Source organism: Enterobacter cloacae complex sp. 2022EL-00981 (genome assembly GCF_028737495.1).
In the GTDB taxonomy this organism is placed as follows: Bacteria; Pseudomonadota; Gammaproteobacteria; order Enterobacterales; family Enterobacteriaceae; genus Enterobacter; species Enterobacter cloacae.
This window is the reverse complement of sequence record NZ_JAQZRK010000027.1, coordinates 29390-46723: the sequence shown is the minus strand read 5'-3', so window position 1 is coordinate 46723 and position 17334 is coordinate 29390. Positions and strand designations below refer to the sequence as shown.

Annotated in this window: 17 protein-coding genes and 1 pseudogene; 3 read left to right on the top strand and 15 right to left on the bottom strand. The window is 55.1% G+C overall.

Annotated elements, in window-relative coordinates:
- Positions 1-35: 35 nt before the first annotated feature.
- Together alr and dnaB are read right to left on the bottom strand one after the other, a co-directional pair.
- Entirely contained in the window at positions 36-1115 is a 1080-nt protein-coding gene (gene alr / locus PUZ33_RS19570; RefSeq protein WP_038418463.1) for an alanine racemase, read from the bottom strand.
- 16 nt (positions 1116-1131) lie between these two features.
- Entirely contained in the window at positions 1132-2544 is a 1413-nt protein-coding gene (gene dnaB / locus PUZ33_RS19565; RefSeq protein ID WP_013095063.1) for a replicative DNA helicase, read from the bottom strand.
- A 60-nt stretch (positions 2545-2604) separates the two neighbouring features.
- Between dnaB and PUZ33_RS19560 the strand changes: the two genes are divergently transcribed.
- On the top strand, positions 2605-3588 hold the full coding sequence (locus tag PUZ33_RS19560) for a quinone oxidoreductase (RefSeq protein WP_013095062.1): 984 nt from the start codon (positions 2605-2607) through the stop codon (positions 3586-3588).
- A gap of 184 nt (positions 3589-3772) precedes the next feature.
- Here PUZ33_RS19560 and pspG read toward each other — a convergent pair whose 3' ends face one another.
- The 4 genes from pspG to PUZ33_RS19540 all read right to left on the bottom strand — a co-directional run bounded on the left by pspG (position 3773) and on the right by PUZ33_RS19540 (position 7198).
- Positions 3773-4015, bottom strand: a complete 243-nt coding sequence (gene pspG / locus PUZ33_RS19555) for an envelope stress response protein PspG (RefSeq protein WP_013095061.1) — start codon at positions 4013-4015, stop codon at positions 3773-3775.
- Between the two features lie 136 nt (positions 4016-4151).
- Entirely contained in the window at positions 4152-5147 is a 996-nt protein-coding gene (gene dusA / locus PUZ33_RS19550) for a tRNA dihydrouridine(20/20a) synthase DusA (protein WP_013095060.1), read from the bottom strand.
- 82 nt (positions 5148-5229) lie between these two features.
- Positions 5230-6489 (bottom strand): conjugal transfer protein TraF, encoded by a 1260-nt coding sequence (gene traF / locus PUZ33_RS19545; protein WP_286088501.1) that lies wholly within the window; start codon positions 6487-6489, stop codon positions 5230-5232.
- Positions 6490-6709: 220 nt separating this feature from the next.
- Complete coding sequence (locus PUZ33_RS19540; RefSeq protein WP_023620296.1) at positions 6710-7198, bottom strand: cupin domain-containing protein; 489 nt, start codon at positions 7196-7198, stop codon at positions 6710-6712.
- A gap of 115 nt (positions 7199-7313) precedes the next feature.
- On the opposite strand from PUZ33_RS19540, the gene zur reads away from it, so the two are divergent.
- Entirely contained in the window at positions 7314-7826 is a 513-nt protein-coding gene (gene zur / locus PUZ33_RS19535) for a zinc uptake transcriptional repressor Zur (RefSeq protein WP_013095057.1), read from the top strand.
- Positions 7827-7895: 69 nt separating this feature from the next.
- Here zur and PUZ33_RS19530 read toward each other — a convergent pair whose 3' ends face one another.
- From PUZ33_RS19530 to PUZ33_RS19515, 5 genes and pseudogenes are all read right to left on the bottom strand, one after another.
- Positions 7896-8105 carry a CsbD family protein gene (locus PUZ33_RS19530; RefSeq protein ID WP_020686626.1) on the bottom strand — a complete coding sequence of 70 codons (210 nt, stop codon included), beginning with the start codon at positions 8103-8105 and terminating at the stop codon, positions 7896-7898.
- Between the two features lie 49 nt (positions 8106-8154).
- Positions 8155-8229, bottom strand: a pseudogene (locus PUZ33_RS25175) (hypothetical protein); the annotation flags it as partial.
- Positions 8226-9563 (bottom strand): MATE family efflux transporter DinF, encoded by a 1338-nt coding sequence (gene dinF / locus PUZ33_RS19525; protein WP_058680838.1) that lies wholly within the window; start codon positions 9561-9563, stop codon positions 8226-8228. The pseudogene PUZ33_RS25175 and the gene dinF, both read right to left, overlap by 4 nt.
- A gap of 64 nt (positions 9564-9627) precedes the next feature.
- Positions 9628-10236, bottom strand: coding sequence for a transcriptional repressor LexA (lexA, locus tag PUZ33_RS19520; RefSeq protein WP_013095053.1), 609 nt, complete (start codon positions 10234-10236; stop codon positions 9628-9630).
- 108 nt (positions 10237-10344) lie between these two features.
- A complete protein-coding gene (locus PUZ33_RS19515) occupies positions 10345-10713 on the bottom strand; it encodes a diacylglycerol kinase (protein ID WP_023620295.1) in 369 nt (122 codons plus the stop codon).
- A 154-nt stretch (positions 10714-10867) separates the two neighbouring features.
- On the opposite strand from PUZ33_RS19515, the gene plsB reads away from it, so the two are divergent.
- Positions 10868-13288: a glycerol-3-phosphate 1-O-acyltransferase PlsB gene (gene plsB, locus PUZ33_RS19510; RefSeq protein WP_013095051.1), complete on the top strand. Its 2421-nt coding sequence runs from the start codon at positions 10868-10870 to the stop codon at positions 13286-13288.
- Between the two features lie 98 nt (positions 13289-13386).
- Here plsB and ubiA read toward each other — a convergent pair whose 3' ends face one another.
- The 4 genes from ubiA to PUZ33_RS19490 all read right to left on the bottom strand — a co-directional run bounded on the left by ubiA (position 13387) and on the right by PUZ33_RS19490 (position 17317).
- On the bottom strand, positions 13387-14256 hold the full coding sequence (gene ubiA / locus PUZ33_RS19505; RefSeq protein WP_013095050.1) for a 4-hydroxybenzoate octaprenyltransferase: 870 nt from the start codon (positions 14254-14256) through the stop codon (positions 13387-13389).
- A gap of 13 nt (positions 14257-14269) precedes the next feature.
- Positions 14270-14767 (bottom strand): chorismate lyase, encoded by a 498-nt coding sequence (gene ubiC, locus PUZ33_RS19500; RefSeq protein ID WP_013095049.1) that lies wholly within the window; start codon positions 14765-14767, stop codon positions 14270-14272.
- Between the two features lie 180 nt (positions 14768-14947).
- The gene (gene malM / locus PUZ33_RS19495) at positions 14948-15892 is read right to left on the bottom strand and encodes a maltose operon protein MalM (protein WP_023622494.1); all 945 of its coding nucleotides are present in this window, start codon (positions 15890-15892) and stop codon (positions 14948-14950) included.
- 114 nt (positions 15893-16006) lie between these two features.
- Positions 16007-17317, bottom strand: a complete 1311-nt coding sequence (locus PUZ33_RS19490; protein ID WP_058680837.1) for a maltoporin — start codon at positions 17315-17317, stop codon at positions 16007-16009.
- Between the last annotated feature and the right edge of the window lie 17 nt (positions 17318-17334).

Genomic DNA, 17334 nt, shown 5'->3' with positions numbered 1-17334 from the left:
GTCAGGCAACGCTGCCCCCCGGCATTCACAGCAGTTTAATCGATGTACTTCATTGCCACCCTTGATGTCAGGCGCGTTATAAGTTCGTAAGCACTCACTTTCGTGATTTCCGCGATGCGTTCGACGGGCAAACCGTCACCCCACATCACCACATCGTCGCCCGCTTTATCCTGGGCATCGGGGCCCAGATCTACGCAAATCATGTCCATCGCCACGCGACCGACAATCTTCACTTCGCGGCCATTGACCAGAACCGGCGTACCGGACGGCGCAGCACGTGGATAACCGTCGCCATACCCCATCGCCACCACACCCAGCCGGGTGTCACGCTCGCTGGTCCAGGTGCCGCCGTAACCCACCGGTTCCCCCGCCTTGTGCTCACGCACCGCAATCAGCTTAGACACCAGGGACATCACCGGCTGGAAGCCAAAGTCCGGTCCCCAGGGTCTGTTCTCCAGCGGCGATACGCCGTAAAGAATAATCCCCGGACGCGCCCAGTCGAAGTGCGACTGCGGCCACAGCAGAATGCCACCGGAGGCCGCGATAGAGCGCATCCCCGGCTTGCCTTCGCAGAAGGTGTTAAAGATGTCGAGTTGTTGTTCAGTAGCGCCGCAGTCAGGCTCATCAGCCCGGGCAAAATGGCTGACAATATTTACCGGCTGGCGGACATTTTTGCACTGGCACAGACGCTGATAAAACGCCTGCGCGTGTTCCGGACGTACACCCAGACGGTGCATGCCCGTGTCGAGCTTCATCCAGACGGTGACTGGCTCGCTCAGCTCAGCGGTTTCGAGGGCGGAAAGCTGTTCTTCGTTGTGTACCGCCGTGTGCAGATGCTGGTCTGCAATGGTCGGCAGGTCTGCAGCCTCAAAAAAGCCTTCGAGCAGCAAAATCGGTTGGGTGATCCCCCCTGCGCGCAGGCGGAGGGCTTCTTCAAGACGGGCAACGCCAAAGGCGTCGGCATCGGGGAGCGTTCGCGCGGTCTCAAGAAGACCGTGTCCGTAAGCGTTCGCTTTCACGACTGCAACAAGTTTACTGGCAGGAGCCAGTTCACGCAGACGTTGCAGGTTGTGTCGCAGAGCGCGGCGGTTAATCACAACAGTTGCCGCTTGCATTTGATTTCCTTAGAAATTACTCATCATCATATTGAGGACCGGCATAGTTGTCGAAACGCGACCACTGTCCGTTAAAGGTCAGACGTACCGTACCGATAGGGCCGTTACGTTGTTTACCGATAATAATTTCGGCGATCCCTTTCAGGTCGCTGTTCTCGTGATAAACCTCATCACGGTAGATGAACATGATTAAGTCGGCATCCTGCTCGATGGAGCCGGATTCACGCAGGTCGGAGTTGACCGGGCGTTTGTCGGCACGTTGTTCCAGGGAGCGGTTAAGCTGCGAGAGCGCCACGACAGGCACATGCAGCTCTTTGGCTAATGCCTTGAGCGAGCGGGAAATTTCCGCAATCTCCAGCGTACGGTTATCGGAGAGCGACGGCACGCGCATCAGCTGAAGGTAGTCGATCATGATAAGGCCAATACCGCCATGCTCGCGGGCGATACGGCGCGCACGGGAGCGCACTTCTGTCGGCGTCAGGCCGGAGGAGTCATCTATGTAGATGTTACGTTTTTCCAGCAGGATCCCCATGGTGCCGGAGATACGCGCCCAGTCCTCATCGTCGAGCTGACCAGTACGGATACGGGTCTGATCCACACGAGAAAGCGACGCCAGAGAACGCATCATGATCTGCTCAGATGGCATCTCCAGACTGAAGATTAAGACCGGCTTATCCTGCAACATCGCCGCGTTTTCGACGAGGTTCATCGCAAAGGTGGTTTTACCCATTGACGGACGCGCGGCGACGATAATCAAATCCGACGGCTGCAGGCCTGCGGTTTTCTTATTGAGATCGTCATAGCCGGTGTTAACTCCGGTTACGCCATCGTGCGGCTGCTGGAAGAGTTGTTCAATACGGGCGACGGTGGCATCGAGCACATCGGCGATGTTTTTTGGGCCTTCGTCTTTATTGGCGCGACTTTCAGCAATTTTAAAGACGCGGGATTCCGCGAGATCGAGCAGGTCTTCGCTGGTGCGACCCTGCGGATCAAAGCCCGCTTCGGCGATTTCATTCGCGACCGAGATCATCTCACGAACCACGGCGCGTTCGCGAACGATGTCAGCATAAGCGCTAATGTTCGCTGCACTTGGCGTGTTTTTCGACAGTTCTGCTAAATAAGCAAAACCGCCAACGCTGTCCAGTTGCCCCTGCCGCTCCAGCGATTCCGCGAGCGTAATCAGGTCAATCGGGCTACCGGACTCCTGCAGGCGCGCCATTTCGGTGAAGATGTGGCGGTGCGGGCGGGTGTAGAAATCGTCGGACACGACGCGCTCGGCGACGTCGTCCCAGCGCTCGTTATCCAGCATTAAACCGCCCAACACCGACTGTTCCGCTTCAATCGAGTGCGGCGGGACTTTTAACCCGGCGACCTGAAAATCACGCTCACGAGGTTCAGTCTGTTTGTTGAAGGGTTTGTTTCCTGCCATAGTGAATGGAGTTACCGAGATAAAGAGTGGGTCGAAAGATTACCACATTCTGGAGGAAGCATGGCAACACGTATTGAATTTCACAAGCATGGTGGCCCTGACGTACTCAACGCGGTGGAGTTTACCCCCGCCGCGCCTGGCGAAAATGAAGTGCAGGTTGAAAATAAAGCCATCGGCATTAACTACATCGACACCTATATTCGCGGCGGTCTTTATCCACCGCCGTCACTGCCGAGCGGTCTGGGTACCGAGGCGGCGGGCGTGGTCAGCAAAGTGGGCAGCGCCGTTAAGCATGTTAAAGAAGGCGATCGCGTGGTGTATGCGCAATCGGCGCTGGGCGCTTACAGCTCCGTGCACAACGTTCCGGCTGACAAAGTTGCCCTCCTGCCCAATGCCATTTCGTTTGAACAGGCCGCGGCCTCCTTCCTGAAAGGGCTGACGGTCTATTATCTGCTGCGCAAAACCTATGAAATCAAACCCGACGAGCAGTTCCTGTTCCATGCGGCTGCGGGCGGCGTAGGGCTCATCGCCTGCCAGTGGGCCAAAGCGTTAGGCGCAAAACTGATCGGCACCGTGGGGAGCGCGCAAAAAGCCCAGCGCGCGCTGCAGGCCGGCGCCTGGCAGGTGATTAACTACCGGGAAGAGAGCATCGTTGAACGCTTAAAAGAGGTAACCGGCGGCAAAAAAGTGCGCGTGGTATATGACTCGGTAGGGAAAGATACCTGGGAAGCGTCTCTGGACTGCCTGCAGCGCCGCGGTCTGATGGTGAGCTTCGGTAACGCGTCAGGCGCGGTGACCGGTGTGAATCTGGGTATTCTGAACCAGAAAGGCTCGCTGTATGTCACTCGTCCATCCCTGCAGGGCTACATCACCAATCGCGAAGAGTTGCTCGAAGCCAGTAACGAACTGTTCTCGCTGATTGCCAGCGGGGTCATCAAAGTGGATGTGGCAGATGCGCAGAAGTACGCGCTAAGCGATGCGCAACGTGCGCATGAGGTGCTGGAGAGCCGGTCAACGCAGGGGTCAAGTCTGTTAATTCCCTGATCCCATAAAAGAAATTGGGCTTCCCTGAGGAAGCCCTTTCTTTTTTTAGTTCGGCTGTATGTAGGGTACAGCTCGATGAATTCTTTAGCGGCAGCCATAGTGACAGATTCGATAAGTAAATCCTATTCCGTTCTAAGCAATGCCGCCGGAAAAGTTGCAGGTATGTGACGAACCCCTCAATACCTTAGTAACGAAAGCGGTTATTACGCTGATAAGTGGGCAGTTTTGGTGATTTAATCGCCCGTATAACCCACACCACCGCAACGGCCAGCAGCAGCCACGGCAGAAGTTTGATCGTCAGGGCAAATAATCCGCCAATAAACATGACCACTGTCGCCACCACAAGCGCTGCCAGAATGCCGAGCAGCGACACGCCGGTGGCTAACAGCATGACAAAAAAGCCAATCACAAAAAGCAGTTCCAGCATGGTTCTCTCCCACGAGTTCCCGAATGATGTCGCAATCATTACAAGATCCATGCCAATACTAACGTGTTGTTATAAAAGCAAAACGCCCCGCAAGACTGTGCGGGGCGTGGTGAATTTGACGAATTTTTAGCGAGATTTATCGTTTATCTGCAACCAGGCGTAGCGCCTGTTCCAGCACTTCGATATCCGCGCCAGCTTTATGCGCGTTCTCGCTCAGATAGCGACGCCACTGGCGTGCGCCCGGGATCCCCTGGAACAGGCCAAGCATATGACGCGTGATATGGCCAAGGTAAGTGCCGTTACTCAGCTCACGTTCAATGTACGGATACATGGCCCGCACCACGGCTACCGGGTCAGTGTCTGCGCCTTCAACGCCGAAGATCTCGCGATCGACCGTCGTCAGAATACCCGGGTTCTGATATGCCTCGCGACCGACCATCACGCCATCCATATGCGCCAGATGTGTTTTGGCCTCGTCGAGCGACTTGATACCACCGTTGATCGACATGGTCAGGTGCGGGAAGTCCCGCTTCAGTTGATACACACGCGGGTAGTCCAGCGGCGGAATTTCGCGGTTCTCTTTCGGGCTAAGGCCAGAGAGCCAGGCTTTACGCGCATGGATGATAAACATCTCGCACTCGCCCTTTCCGGCAACCGTATTGATGAAATCACACAAGAATTCGTAGCTGTCCTGGTCATCAATACCGATACGGGTCTTCACCGTCACCGGAATGGAGACCACATCACGCATCGCCTTGATGCAGTCCGCTACCAGCTGTGCGTTCCCCATCAGACAGGCGCCGAACATGCCGTTTTGCACGCGATCGGACGGACAGCCAACGTTAAGGTTAATTTCGTCGTAGCCACGTTCTTCAGCCAGCTTCGCACAGTGCGCCAGCGCAGCCGGATCGCTGCCACCCAGCTGCAGGGCAACCGGATGCTCTTCTTCGCTGTACGCCAGATAGTCGCCCTTACCGTGAATAATTGCACCGGTGGTGACCATTTCGGTGTACAGCAGCGTATGGCGGGAGAGCTGGCGCAGGAAATAGCGGCAGTGTCTGTCCGTCCAGTCGAGCATAGGCGCAATGGAGAAACGGTGTGCGGGAAAGGCAGTCTGGTGTTCTGACGACATGGCGAAGTTTTAAGCATCTGGTGGAAAAGGGGCGCTACTATAGCATAAAGAAAAGCCGGAGGCGCAACGCCTCCGGTGCCCTTTAGAACGTCATACTTAACTGTGCCCCTGCACCACAGGTTTCATCTTCACCGTACAGCCCCATCAGGTCGACGTGAACCGTGTTAAACGGTGCAAAACCGACACCACCGGTAAAGACGTTACTGTCATTCCCTTTCATATCGGCGCGATAACCCGCCCGCACGGCCAGCCAGCTCAGCGGCGTCACTTCCGCACCTACGCCAACATACTGCGAGGTATCCTCGCTTTTAAAGCCCTTGGTTTCTGTCAGATCGCCATCGGCGGTCAGGGTCACGAGATCGTTGTGCCAGGCAGCCCCCGCCGTCACCAGCGGACGGATTTGATAGGTGTCTTTATAGCTCACCACTTCCCCCGTGCGCCCGTTGCGGATGCGAATATCTTTGGTGTCGATATCGCGTGACATCAGGTTTTGCCCACTCACCCCGACCGTCCAGTGTTCGCCGAAATCTGCCGCGATACCCGCATCCACGTTAAAGCCGGTATCGTCTGTCCGGTAGCGGCTGTCGTTCCACTTGTTACTGTCGTAATCGTAAATGGAGGTGGTGTAGTTGTAGACCCATGTTTTCTGCAGCTTCGGCGTGACGCCAAGGGAAACCGGGACGCCACCCAGATCGAACTGACGGGCAATCGCAACACCATAATCGGAGACAATCGCCGCCCGGCCAGACGCCGTAGAGTTGAGGTTTTTTGTGATTTGATCGGTACCGTTCAGGGCCGCATCCAGTGCAACCCCCGCCGCCACCGCATCACTGTTTTGAATACCGCGCAGGTAGTCAATATCTTGCTGATCGATAGAAGAGCTGACGCGCCCGTGGGCATAGCCTTTCGCCATAAAGGCCACTGAGAGCACATCGTTAGGGATACTCACCGCAATCCCCGCGCCTGCCGTTGCACGTGCAGTTTTGCCCTTGAGATAGTCCAGTTCATCGGCAAGATCTTTTGCCGCGCCCTGGAACTGATCGATTGAGCCCAGCGGATTGGTAATCACTTCAATGGGGGTAAGGCTATCAACCACATCCTTGTAGTGTTTGATTTTGTCGTTGATGGTATCAATCTCATCCTGAAGATTGTCTTCATCCGTCACCTGCACGCCGACGGACGGTAAAATAACCGTCACATCATCGTCCGGTTTCGCCTTTGCCAATAACGCGGGGTTGATTAACGCCCCGCTGCCATAGCTGCCCGAAGCGACGCCCGTGCCACCCATTGCGTCGCTACGTGATTCTGTCCAGGTATTGGCTGCTCCCGCCTGATTTGCCATAAACAGGGAGACAGCGATGCTAACCACCGAAAATTTAAAATGTTTTTTCACAGTATGCTCGTCTTATTGTCGTTAATAACATCACCCTGTTTGTTATCACCCAAACAGGAACGAACTATTGCTGTGAATAAGTACAAAAAGACCCGCTATTTCCTTAAGTAAAACTCCGGACAGGCCTGTTGTTATTTGTGACGGCCCTCAATATTTATAGAAGAGGAAATTATTTTTTCCCAGGTTTTCCATCGTGCGGCCCAAAGAACTGAGGGGGATGATCAACCCAGCGATCTTCACGCGTGGCGGCATACTCCGGATTAAGCGGATAGTAGATTCGGTTGTGCTTCTTGTTAGCCTCGCCAACAACCAGTAATCGCACCTCTTCTTCGGTGTTATTAATAAAGGTATGGCAGACGCCGGTGCCAGCAGGAAACCCTACGCTGTCGCCGGGTTCAAGCTTCCACAAATAGCCGTTTATCCAGGCTTCCGGATACCCTTCCAGCACATAGATGAACTCTTCTTCGTCGCTTTCCGCGTGGGGATAGGAGGTTCGACGCCCGGGCGGCAAACGCTCGTGGTGAATACCGATTCGCCTGAGCCCCAGGTGACGAGCCAGCGGTGCACCGATGGAGAAAAGCTCGTTACTGTCGGGATAGGTTGAATTATCTGGCTCTTCCACGTCTCGCCAGTGCCGAATACAGTCAGGTTTTTTCATCATTAATTTCCCGGTTTGCGATGGGTCAGGTATAGCACAGCCTGGCGGATCTCGGCGTTTTTACCAGAATATGGTAAAGTGAGGGTTTTCCAGCCTATAACATCCGAGGTGCTAAATGGATAAGTCCACAAAAGAGCTGTTAGCGCAGGCAGAGAAGCTGTGCGCGCAACGCAATGTGCGCCTGACTCCGCAGCGCCTTGAAGTCTTGCGTCTGATGACCCTGCAGCAGGGCGCCATCAGCGCATACGACCTGCTCGACCTGCTGCGCGAAAGCGAGCCACAGGCTAAACCGCCTACGGTCTATCGTGCGCTAGATTTTCTGCTGGAACAAGGCTTTGTACACAAGGTCGAATCCACAAACAGTTATGTGTTGTGTCATCTTTTTGACCAGCCAACCCATACGTCGGCCATGTTTATCTGCGACCGTTGTGGCGTGGTGAAAGAAGAAGGGGCGGAAGGCGTAGAAGATATTATGCATACGCTGGCGGCCAGAATGGGCTTTGCCTTGCGCCATAACGTCATTGAAGCACACGGATTATGCTCTGCGTGTGTAGAAGTGGAGGCCTGCCGGCATCAGGACGCGTGCCACCATGACCACTCTATCCTCGTAAAGAAAAAGCCGCGTTAACAGCCAAAACAAAGGCGGCCCATGGCCGCCCTCAGGGAGTACTTCCTTGTACTGTCGGGTATCACACGGTTACCAACGGTAGTCGTTGCGTTTTTCCCAGTCGCCGACCTCTTTTTCCGCCTGGTCTTTCTCGTAACCGTAGCGTTCCTGAATTTTACCGACAAGCTGATCGCGTTTACCTTCGATGACCGTCATATCGTCATCCGTCAGCTTACCCCACTGTTCTTTCGCTTTACCTTTGAACTGCTTCCAGTTGCCGCCGATTTCGTCTTTATTCATCATCGTGTCCTCTTAGTTAAGCGTCGGGTCGTAACGTCCGTTACGTTCTTTTCTGCTGGACGTGATAATAATTGTAGTTAAGGATTCGGCAGTTGATTTCATATTCGGAATCTTTAACCGTCACGATATATCATTGCGGGATGGAAGCCAGGTATTGTTTTGCCAGTGCCGGTGCCAGATAAAGCCCAGTGACAGGCCTCGCAACGCGAGAAAGACCGCCAGGGAGAGCCATAAACCATGGTTACCCAGCCAGGGGAGCGTGAGCAGCGTCAGGGCAAAACCAGCCGCCGCCACCGCCATGCTGTTACGCATCTCCGCTCCTCGCGTCGCGCCAATAAACATACCGTCCAGCAGATAGCACCAAACCCCCACCACCGGCAAAATGACCTGCCAGATAAGGTAATGGCTTGCCAGCTCGCGCAGTGCAGGAAGGGAGGTGAGTAACGCAATAATCTGTTCGCCAAACCAGGCGTAAATCAGCGCGAACGCCAGCGCCACCAGCCCCGACTGCCGACAGGCCGCCCGCCAGACATCCCGCAACTGACCACTTTCACGTGCGCCGTATGCCTGGCCGGAATGCGCTTCCACAGCATAGGCAAAGCCATCCAGTGCATAGGCGGTAAAGGTCAGCAGCGTCATCAGAACGGCATTCACCGCGACGATATCTGGCCCAAGCCGGGCGCCAAAGACCGTCAGTGCGCCGAAACAGAGCTGCAGCAGCAGTGAGCGCAGCATAATGTCGCGATTAAGCGCCAACAGGGTGCGGATATTGCCTCGCCATGCACTCTTGAGCAGAGCAAGGGAAATCCCCCGCATGACCAGCACTCGCCAGACCATCCACAGACCAAGGATAAACGTCCCGTATTCGGCAATCGCCGTCGCCAGTGCCGCACCCTGCACGTTCATGTGCAGGCCCATCACCAGCCAGAGATCGAGCACGATGTTGAGGAGGTTGCCTACCACCAACAGGATTACGGGCGCGCGGGCATACTGCACGCCGAGTAACCACCCCAACAGAACCAGATTGGCCAGCGACGCGGGCGCGCTGAGCCAGCGAATTTCCAGGAAGCGTCGTGCCTGCTCCAGTACCGCCTCGCTGCCGCCAACGACATGCAGCGCCAGATCAATCAGTGGGGTACGTAATATAGCGATTAACGCGCCTGCCCCAAGCGCCAGAATTAACGGCTGAACCAGCGCACGCGCCAGACGCAAAGGATCTTTAGCACCGTACGCCTGCGCCGTAAGCCCGGTGGTACTCATGCGCAAAAAGAGCAGGAGCATAAAAAGGAAGCTGGTCGCCGTCGCGCCAATCGCCACGCCGCCCAGATAGATGGGTGAATCAAGGTGACCAATAACTGCCGTATCCACCAGCCCCAGCAGAGGAACGGTGATATTGGAAAAAATCATCGGCAGTGCAAGACGCCACAATGCCTTATCGGATGCCGTAAGCAGTGACATGAAAAAATACCGGGAGTGGATAAGGAATCAGGCCACGGCAGATCCGTAGCCTGTCAGGATGAGATTACAGCCATTCTCCGTTGCGAATGACCCCTACCGCCAGCCCCTCGATAGAGAAGTTTTGTTCGCGGAGGTCTACCACAATGGGGGAAAACTCGTTGTTTTCCGGCAGCAGCTGAACCGTATTACCTTGCTTTTTCAGGCGTTTAACGGTGACTTCATCATCGATGCGTGCCACCACAACCTGGCCGTTACGCACGTCTTGCGTTTTATGCACCGCAAGCAGATCGCCGTCAAGAATACCGATGTCTTTCATGGACATACCGCTTACGCGCAGCAGGAAATCCGCGCTCGGCTTGAACATGCCGGGATCAACCTGGTAGTGGCCTTCAATATGCTGTTGCGCCAGCAGAGGTTCACCTGCCGCGACGCGCCCCACCAGCGGAATGCCCGTCTCTTCTTCCACCAGCAGGCGGATACCGCGTGAAGCACCCGATACAATCTCAATTACGCCTTTACGCGCCAGCGCTTTCAGGTGTTCCTCGGCAGCGTTCGGAGAACGGAAGCCCAGACGCTGCGCGATTTCCGCACGCGTGGGTGGCATACCCGTCTGGCCGATATGATCCCGAATGAGATCAAACACCTCTTGCTGCCTGGTCGTTAACGCTTTCATTCCGCCCCCTGGGTGTATATACAGTTATGCTGTGAGTATATACAGTCAAAGGCGATTTTGGAACCAAAAACTGCACAAAAAACCAGGGACTTAATTATTCCTCGAGGCTTATCGGAAATGTGACCAAAGCAGCGTGACCCAGGTGATGACCGCAGTGATAATCGCCAGCAACACGGCAGCAGAGCCCATGTCTTTTGCCCGGCCAGAAAGTTCGTGGAAATCAGAGCCAATACGGTCCACAACGGCCTCAATAGCGCTATTAATAATTTCCACTATCATCACCAACAGCACGGAGCCGATCAGAAGCACGCGGGTAATGGCATCAACATCAAGGAAACAGGCGATAATCACCGCGACAATCGCGGCGACACCCTCCTGGCGAAACGCGGCTTCGTTGACCCAAGCGGCGCGAAAACCTTTCCAGGAATAGCCAGCAGCTTTAATGATACGGGTTAACCCAGTGGTATTATTGGCCATTAAAAGAACCTTTTATTTGAAATAGCGTCAATAACAGGAGGCGCAACGTGTTGCGCTGTAGCCTGAAGTATGACGGGTAACAACAGTAATTTCGCGCGCTTTCTGTTATCCTTGCGCCGCAATTGCATTATTAACCAGAGGCTTTACATCGTTTATGTCTGGCTGGCCACGAATTTACTACAAATTACTTAATTTACCATTAAGCGTCCTGGTAAAAAGTAAGTCTATCCCAGCAGAACCCGCGCTGGAATTGGGGCTCGATACGTCGCGCCCTATTATGTATGTTTTGCCTTATAACTCGAAGGCAGACTTGCTGACGCTTCGCGCCCAGTGTCTGGCGCATGATTTACCTGACCCGCTTGAACCGTTAGAAGTCGACGGTACGCTGTTGCCGCGATACGTGTTCATTCACGGTGGGCCACGCGTGTTTACCTATTACACGCCAAAAGAAGAGTCCATTAAGCTGTTCCACGACTATCTCGACCTGCATCGCAGCAATCCCGATCTGGATGTGCAGATGGTGCCGGTGTCGGTGATGTTTGGTCGTCGTCCGGGCCGCGAAAAAGGGGAAGAGAACCCACCGTTACGCATGCTTAATGGCATCCAGAAATTCTTCGCCGTCTCCTGGCTGGGGCGCGACAGCTTTGTGCGCTTCTCCCCTTCCGTCTCGCTGCGCCGGATGGCCGATGAGCACGGCACCGATAAGATCATCGCGCAAAAACTGGCGCGCGTGGCGCGCATGCATTTCGCTCGTCAGCGTCTGGCCGCCGTTGGCCCTCGCCTTCCGGCGCGTCAGGATCTCTTCAACAAGCTGCTGGCTTCCAAAGCGATCGCCCGTGCCGTTGAAGACGAAGCGCGCAGTAAAAAGATTTCTCATGAAAAAGCACAGCAGAACGCCATTGCGCTGATGGAAGAGATTGCTGCGAACTTCTCCTATGAGATGATCCGTCTTTCTGACCGCATCCTGGGCTTTACATGGAACCGCCTCTATCAGGGCATTAACGTCCATAACGCCGAGCGCGTTCGCCAACTGGCGCATGACGGGCATGAAATTGTTTATGTGCCCTGCCACCGCAGCCACATGGACTACCTGCTCCTCTCGTATGTGCTCTATCACCAGGGGCTGGTGCCACCGCACATCGCAGCCGGTATCAACCTGAACTTCTGGCCAGCAGGCCCGATTTTCCGCCGCCTGGGGGCGTTCTTCATTCGTCGTACCTTTAAGGGCAACAAGCTCTACTCCACCGTATTCCGTGAATATCTGGGCGAGCTGTTCAGCCGCGGTTATTCCGTTGAGTACTTCGTGGAGGGGGGACGTTCACGAACCGGCCGTCTGCTGGATCCGAAAACCGGCACGCTGTCGATGACCATCCAGGCGATGCTGCGCGGCGGCACTCGTCCCATCACGCTGGTGCCCATTTACATTGGCTATGAGCACGTCATGGAAGTGGGGACTTACGCCAAAGAGCTACGCGGGGCGACTAAAGAGAAAGAGAGCCTGCCGCAGATGCTGCGCGGGCTGAGCAAGCTACGTAATCTTGGTCAGGGCTACGTGAACTTCGGCGAGCCAATGCCGTTGATGACGTACCTGAACAACCATGTTCCCGATTGGCGCGAGTCTATCGATCCTATCGAAGCGGTGCGTCCAGCCTGGCTGACGCCAACGGTTAACGGTATCGCGGCTGAGCTGATGGTGCGTATTAACAACGCCGGTGCCGCAAACGCCATGAACCTGTGCTGTACGGCGCTGCTGGCGTCACGTCAACGCTCGCTGACCCGTGAACAGCTTACGGAGCAGCTGGATTGCTATCTTGACCTGATGCGCAACGTTCCCTACTCGGTGGATTCAACGACGCCTGCCAGCACGGCGAGCGAGCTGATCGACCATGCGCTGCAGATGAACAAGTTTGAAGTCGAGAAAGATACGATTGGCGACATCATCATTCTCCCGCGCGAGCAGGCGGTGCTGATGACCTACTATCGTAACAATATCGCGCATATGCTGATGCTGCCGTCGCTGATGGCGGCGATCATTACCCAGCATCGCCGTATTTCTCGTCAGGAGCTGCTGCGTCACGTGGAGACGCTCTATCCGATGCTGAAAGCAGAGCTGTTCCTGCGCTGGAGCAAGGATGAGCTGGCGATTGAGCTGGATAAAATGACCGAGGAGCTGCGTCGTCAGGGGCTGATTACCGTTGTTAACGACGAGCTACATATCAATCCGTCACGCTCCCGTACGCTGCAACTGCTGGCGGCGGGTGCGCGTGAAACGCTGCAGCGCTACGCTATCACCTTCTGGCTGCTGAGCGCGAACCCATCCATTAACCGCGGTACGCTGGAGAAAGAGAGCCGGACGCTGGCACAGCGCCTTTCCGTTCTGCACGGCATCAACGCCCCGGAATTCTTCGACAAAGCGGTCTTCAGTTCACTGGTACTGACGCTGCGTGATGAAGGGTTCATTAGCGACACGGGCGATGCCGAGCCGGAAGAGACGCTGAAGGTGTATCAGATGCTGGCAGAGCTGATTACCTCCGACGTGCGTTTGACGATTGAGAGTGCGACGCAGGGCGAGTGATGTGAAAAAGCCGGGTGGCGGCTTCGCCTTACCCGGCTCACAATCTGACGCTTCATATCATGCATGCCCGGTAAGCTTCAGCGTCACCGGGCTTTTTTTCAGCCAAAATAGCTCATCGCCAGCCCCAGGAACAGCACCAGGCCCACGTAGTTATTATTCATAAACGCTTTAAAACAGGCATCACGCTCACGCTTTGCGATCAGCTTTTGCTGATATGCAAACAGCAGCCCCGCCACCAGCACTGACCAGTAAAACTCCCAGTTGAGCCCGTTCAGGCGACCAATCGCCACCATCAGCGCCAGCACCGCAACCTGCAGGATACCGATAATCAGCTTATCGTGACGACCAAACAGAATGGCGGTCGATTTAATGCCAATTTTCAGATCGTCATCGCGGTCGACCATCGCATATTGCGTGTCATAAGCCACGGCCCAGAGAATGTTCGCCAGGAACATCAGCCAGCAGCTCAGCGGTACCGACTCGCTGACCGCCGCAAACGCCATTGGGATCGACCAGCCAAACGCCGCGCCGAGCACCACCTGCGGCAGATGGGTATAGCGTTTCATAAACGGATAGACCCATGCCAGCGCGAGGGCCGCAACGGAAAGCAGGATGGTCATGGTGTTGAGGGTTAACACCAGCAGGAAGGAGAGCAGCACCAGCACGATGAACAGCACACGGGCCTCTTTCTCTGTGACCTGCCCGCTGGGTAACGGACGATTGGCTGTCCGTTTCACATGTCCGTCGAATTTACGATCGGCGTAGTCATTGACCACACAGCCCGCCGCACGCATCAGCCAGACACCGGCCACAAACACGCCCAGGATCCACAGCGGTGGAACGCCCGGCGTCGCCACCCATAGCGCCCATAATGTCGGCCACAACAGCAGTAGCGCGCCGATGGGTTTATCGGTACGCATTAAGCGGTGATAGGCCAGCAGCTTGTTCTGCGTCAGGCTCCACTCCATTTTTTTCTTCCTCTCAGTACAACGGCGATGCCGGTAAAAAAAGCTCCGTCAGTATTAACGGTTTACCGCTCAGGCGAAGACGGGAACGACGTCCCCACAGTTCGGCATCGCGTCCAATTTCAATAAAATCACGGGTAAGTTCAGACGAGGTGAAAAGGTACCGCCCGAGCGGGGTATTTCCCAGCCGTTGCAGTGCCAGCTCTGGCCCGGAAAGGGTGGATTCAGGCACCACGGTTCGTCCGGCGAGCCACGGCTCACCATCCGCGCAGAGCAGAATTTCACGCAACCAGTAGCGTTCTTCTTTTGGTAACAGCGGCAGCTCACTGGCAATGTCAGCGGAGGTGACAAACCCTTCCTGAATCATCGTCACCGTAACCGTCTTGCCCTGTTGCTCAAAACGTTTAGTCATGGAATCTTCCAGCAGCAACCAGTCAAGCTGCTGCGGGTCAAGCGCAGGTATTTGGTCGAAATAGCGCAGCGAACGCAGTTGCGTTAGCGCAGGGTGTGACATGCCGGACTCTCCGATACATAACGTAATGGCATTGTATCGCAGAAAAGCGCATTGAGGGCGGTCAAACGTTATTTAGCGATCACTATCGCAACAATGGTGCAACAGCGCGAGCGGCACGAAAAAAAGTGCGCCCACTCAGGCGCACTAAACTACTAACAAATCAGCACTGTGGGGAAACGGTTACCCCTTGCCTTTTACACTGCTGATAAAGGTGGAACGGGCAGTGGTTGAACCTAAACGTTCGGCTTCATCAAGCAGTTTCAGCGCTTTATCGACATCGCCGCGCTTCACCGCCTGCTTAATGGCGTTGTTGAAGTATTCTTCGGTGTCGTTCAGTACCGGCTCAGCTTTCTTCGCCGGAGCTGGGGCTGCGGTCGCGGCTGCCGTAGCCGCTGGCGCGGTATAAACAGGTGCAGCGGTATTCCCCACAGTCACCGGACCTGGACCAGACGAGCCAAACAGTGGGCCAACGAGTACGCTGGAAGCGCTGTTGGTAGAAACTTTCAGTTTGACCAGGCCATCAGTGGTATGGCGGGCAAGCGGATCCGGAATATCCGGGACAGAGTTACCGGTGCCTTTGGCATAAGCTTTCGCCGGGTCAACCAGCTTTGTTGTCTGCTGCAAATCTTTCTCTGTTGTGAATACCAGCACGTAAATCTTTTGCTGACCCAGAGCAGGCGTCAGGCGCATAACGCCTTCCAGGCGGTCCGCACTCATCACGCCCGGTTCCTGATAGCTAAAATAGTCGCTCGGGAAGAACGCCGATGGCGTCATGTTTTGATCGAGGATCAGGACGTTTGGCGCAAACACGCTGGTCTGTTTGTTCACTTCGCTGGTCAGCGTCAGGGTCAATTCACCAATGTTCGCCGGTACGCTATAAGCCGCAACGGGGCCAGAAATCCCCGGCACATTCAGCTGTTGGCCACCCATAGAGAGCTGAGTCGACTGCGTTTTGGATTGATCAACCGGCGTCCATGTCAGTTGCTGGAGTGCCGCTGCCGGGATAGCGGGCGCAGCACTGGTATTTTGTGGCACGAAATTCACGTCTGCAAAGGAGACGGCCGGAACACAGGCTAACAGCCCCGCAGAGAGGCACAGCGCGACGAGACTTTTCTTCATTTTCATTGTTATTACCTCTGATAGCGTGAGCACTGCGGTGGCCAGGCAATAGCGCGCAGCACCCTAAGGAGAGAGGGGCTTGCGCCCCTCTTTTCAGGTCATTACGTCAGGTCTAACGAATTACCACCAGATTTCCATCTGGGCGCCGAAGGTCCACTCATCGTTGTCGCCACGGCTGAAGGTTTTCGCAGAGGTGTCACTGTAAGCCACACCGGAGGTGTAGCCAGTGTCGCTGTTGTTTGCGTAACCCCATTTCTCATCCCACTTCGCGTAGGTTGCGAAGACACGGATAGCCGGACGGGACCAGATGCTGTCGCCTGCCTGCCATTGCTGTGCCAGGGTGATTTTGTACTGGCTGTTCTTCTCGTCAGTTCTCTGAGATTTGACGTTGTCGTAGCCCACTTCAAGCAGGGTGCTCATGATTGGCGTCCATTTGAACATCGGACGAACACCCACAGTCCACCACTCGGTACCGTTGTTGTTGTCACGATCGATGTTCTGGTACATACCGACGTACATCAGGTCCCAACGGTCTGCCAGGGTGATTGCACCGTGGTCCAGCACACGCCACATGGAGCCATCGTTATCAACGCTACCGCCCTGTGGAATACCTTTGCCGTTAGAGGTCATGGAATCCGTACCGTACTGCAGTACGAACTTGTTGAAGCCCTTCATCATGCTCTGGGTGTGTTCAGCAGTGAACAACCAGCCATCTTTAGAAGCGCCAGGCTGCAGGTAGTAGTCGTCAGGAATGTTGGTGTGACCATAGTCAACGCCCAGCTCCAGCGTACCGCCCGGGTTAGTTTCCAGACCGGCTAAACGCACGTCGAAGACGTCGTTAGGTACAATGTTGTCATAAACACGATCGCCGTTTTCATCACGATCGGCGAAGGTTGCAGAACCACCTGATTCAGAAGAGCGGGTAGCTGCCAGAGAGAGTTTACCAAAACCCAGATCGATGTTTTCAATACCGGCACCAGGACCTGAGATGTCCCAGTAGTAGAAGTCGATCATGTGAACGTCATGACGCTGATAGAAGCGCTTACCGGCCCAGATGGTGGAGCCTGGCAGCCACTCAATCAGGTTTTTACCCTGCACGTTAGCTTCACGGAAGGCCGGGCTGGTGGATTCCCAGTCGTTCTGCTGAGAAACGGAATACGCTACGTTAGTGTCGAAATAGAAGCTCTTGTCGCCCTCTTTCCACACTTCCTGGCCCAGTTTCAATTCAGCATAGGTTTCACATTCGTTACCGAGACGATATTTAGTACCGCCAGTACCCGTCGTTGCAAAACATTGTTGTTCACCGCCACTCCCGGTCCAGCCAATGCCGGAACGAGCATAACCTTTAAAGTCTACAGCGCCTGCCTGGGCAGACATAATGCCTGCCGCAATGGCGAGTGCCAGAGGGACTTTGCGCAGAGTAATCATCATTCTATCTCCTGAGATCA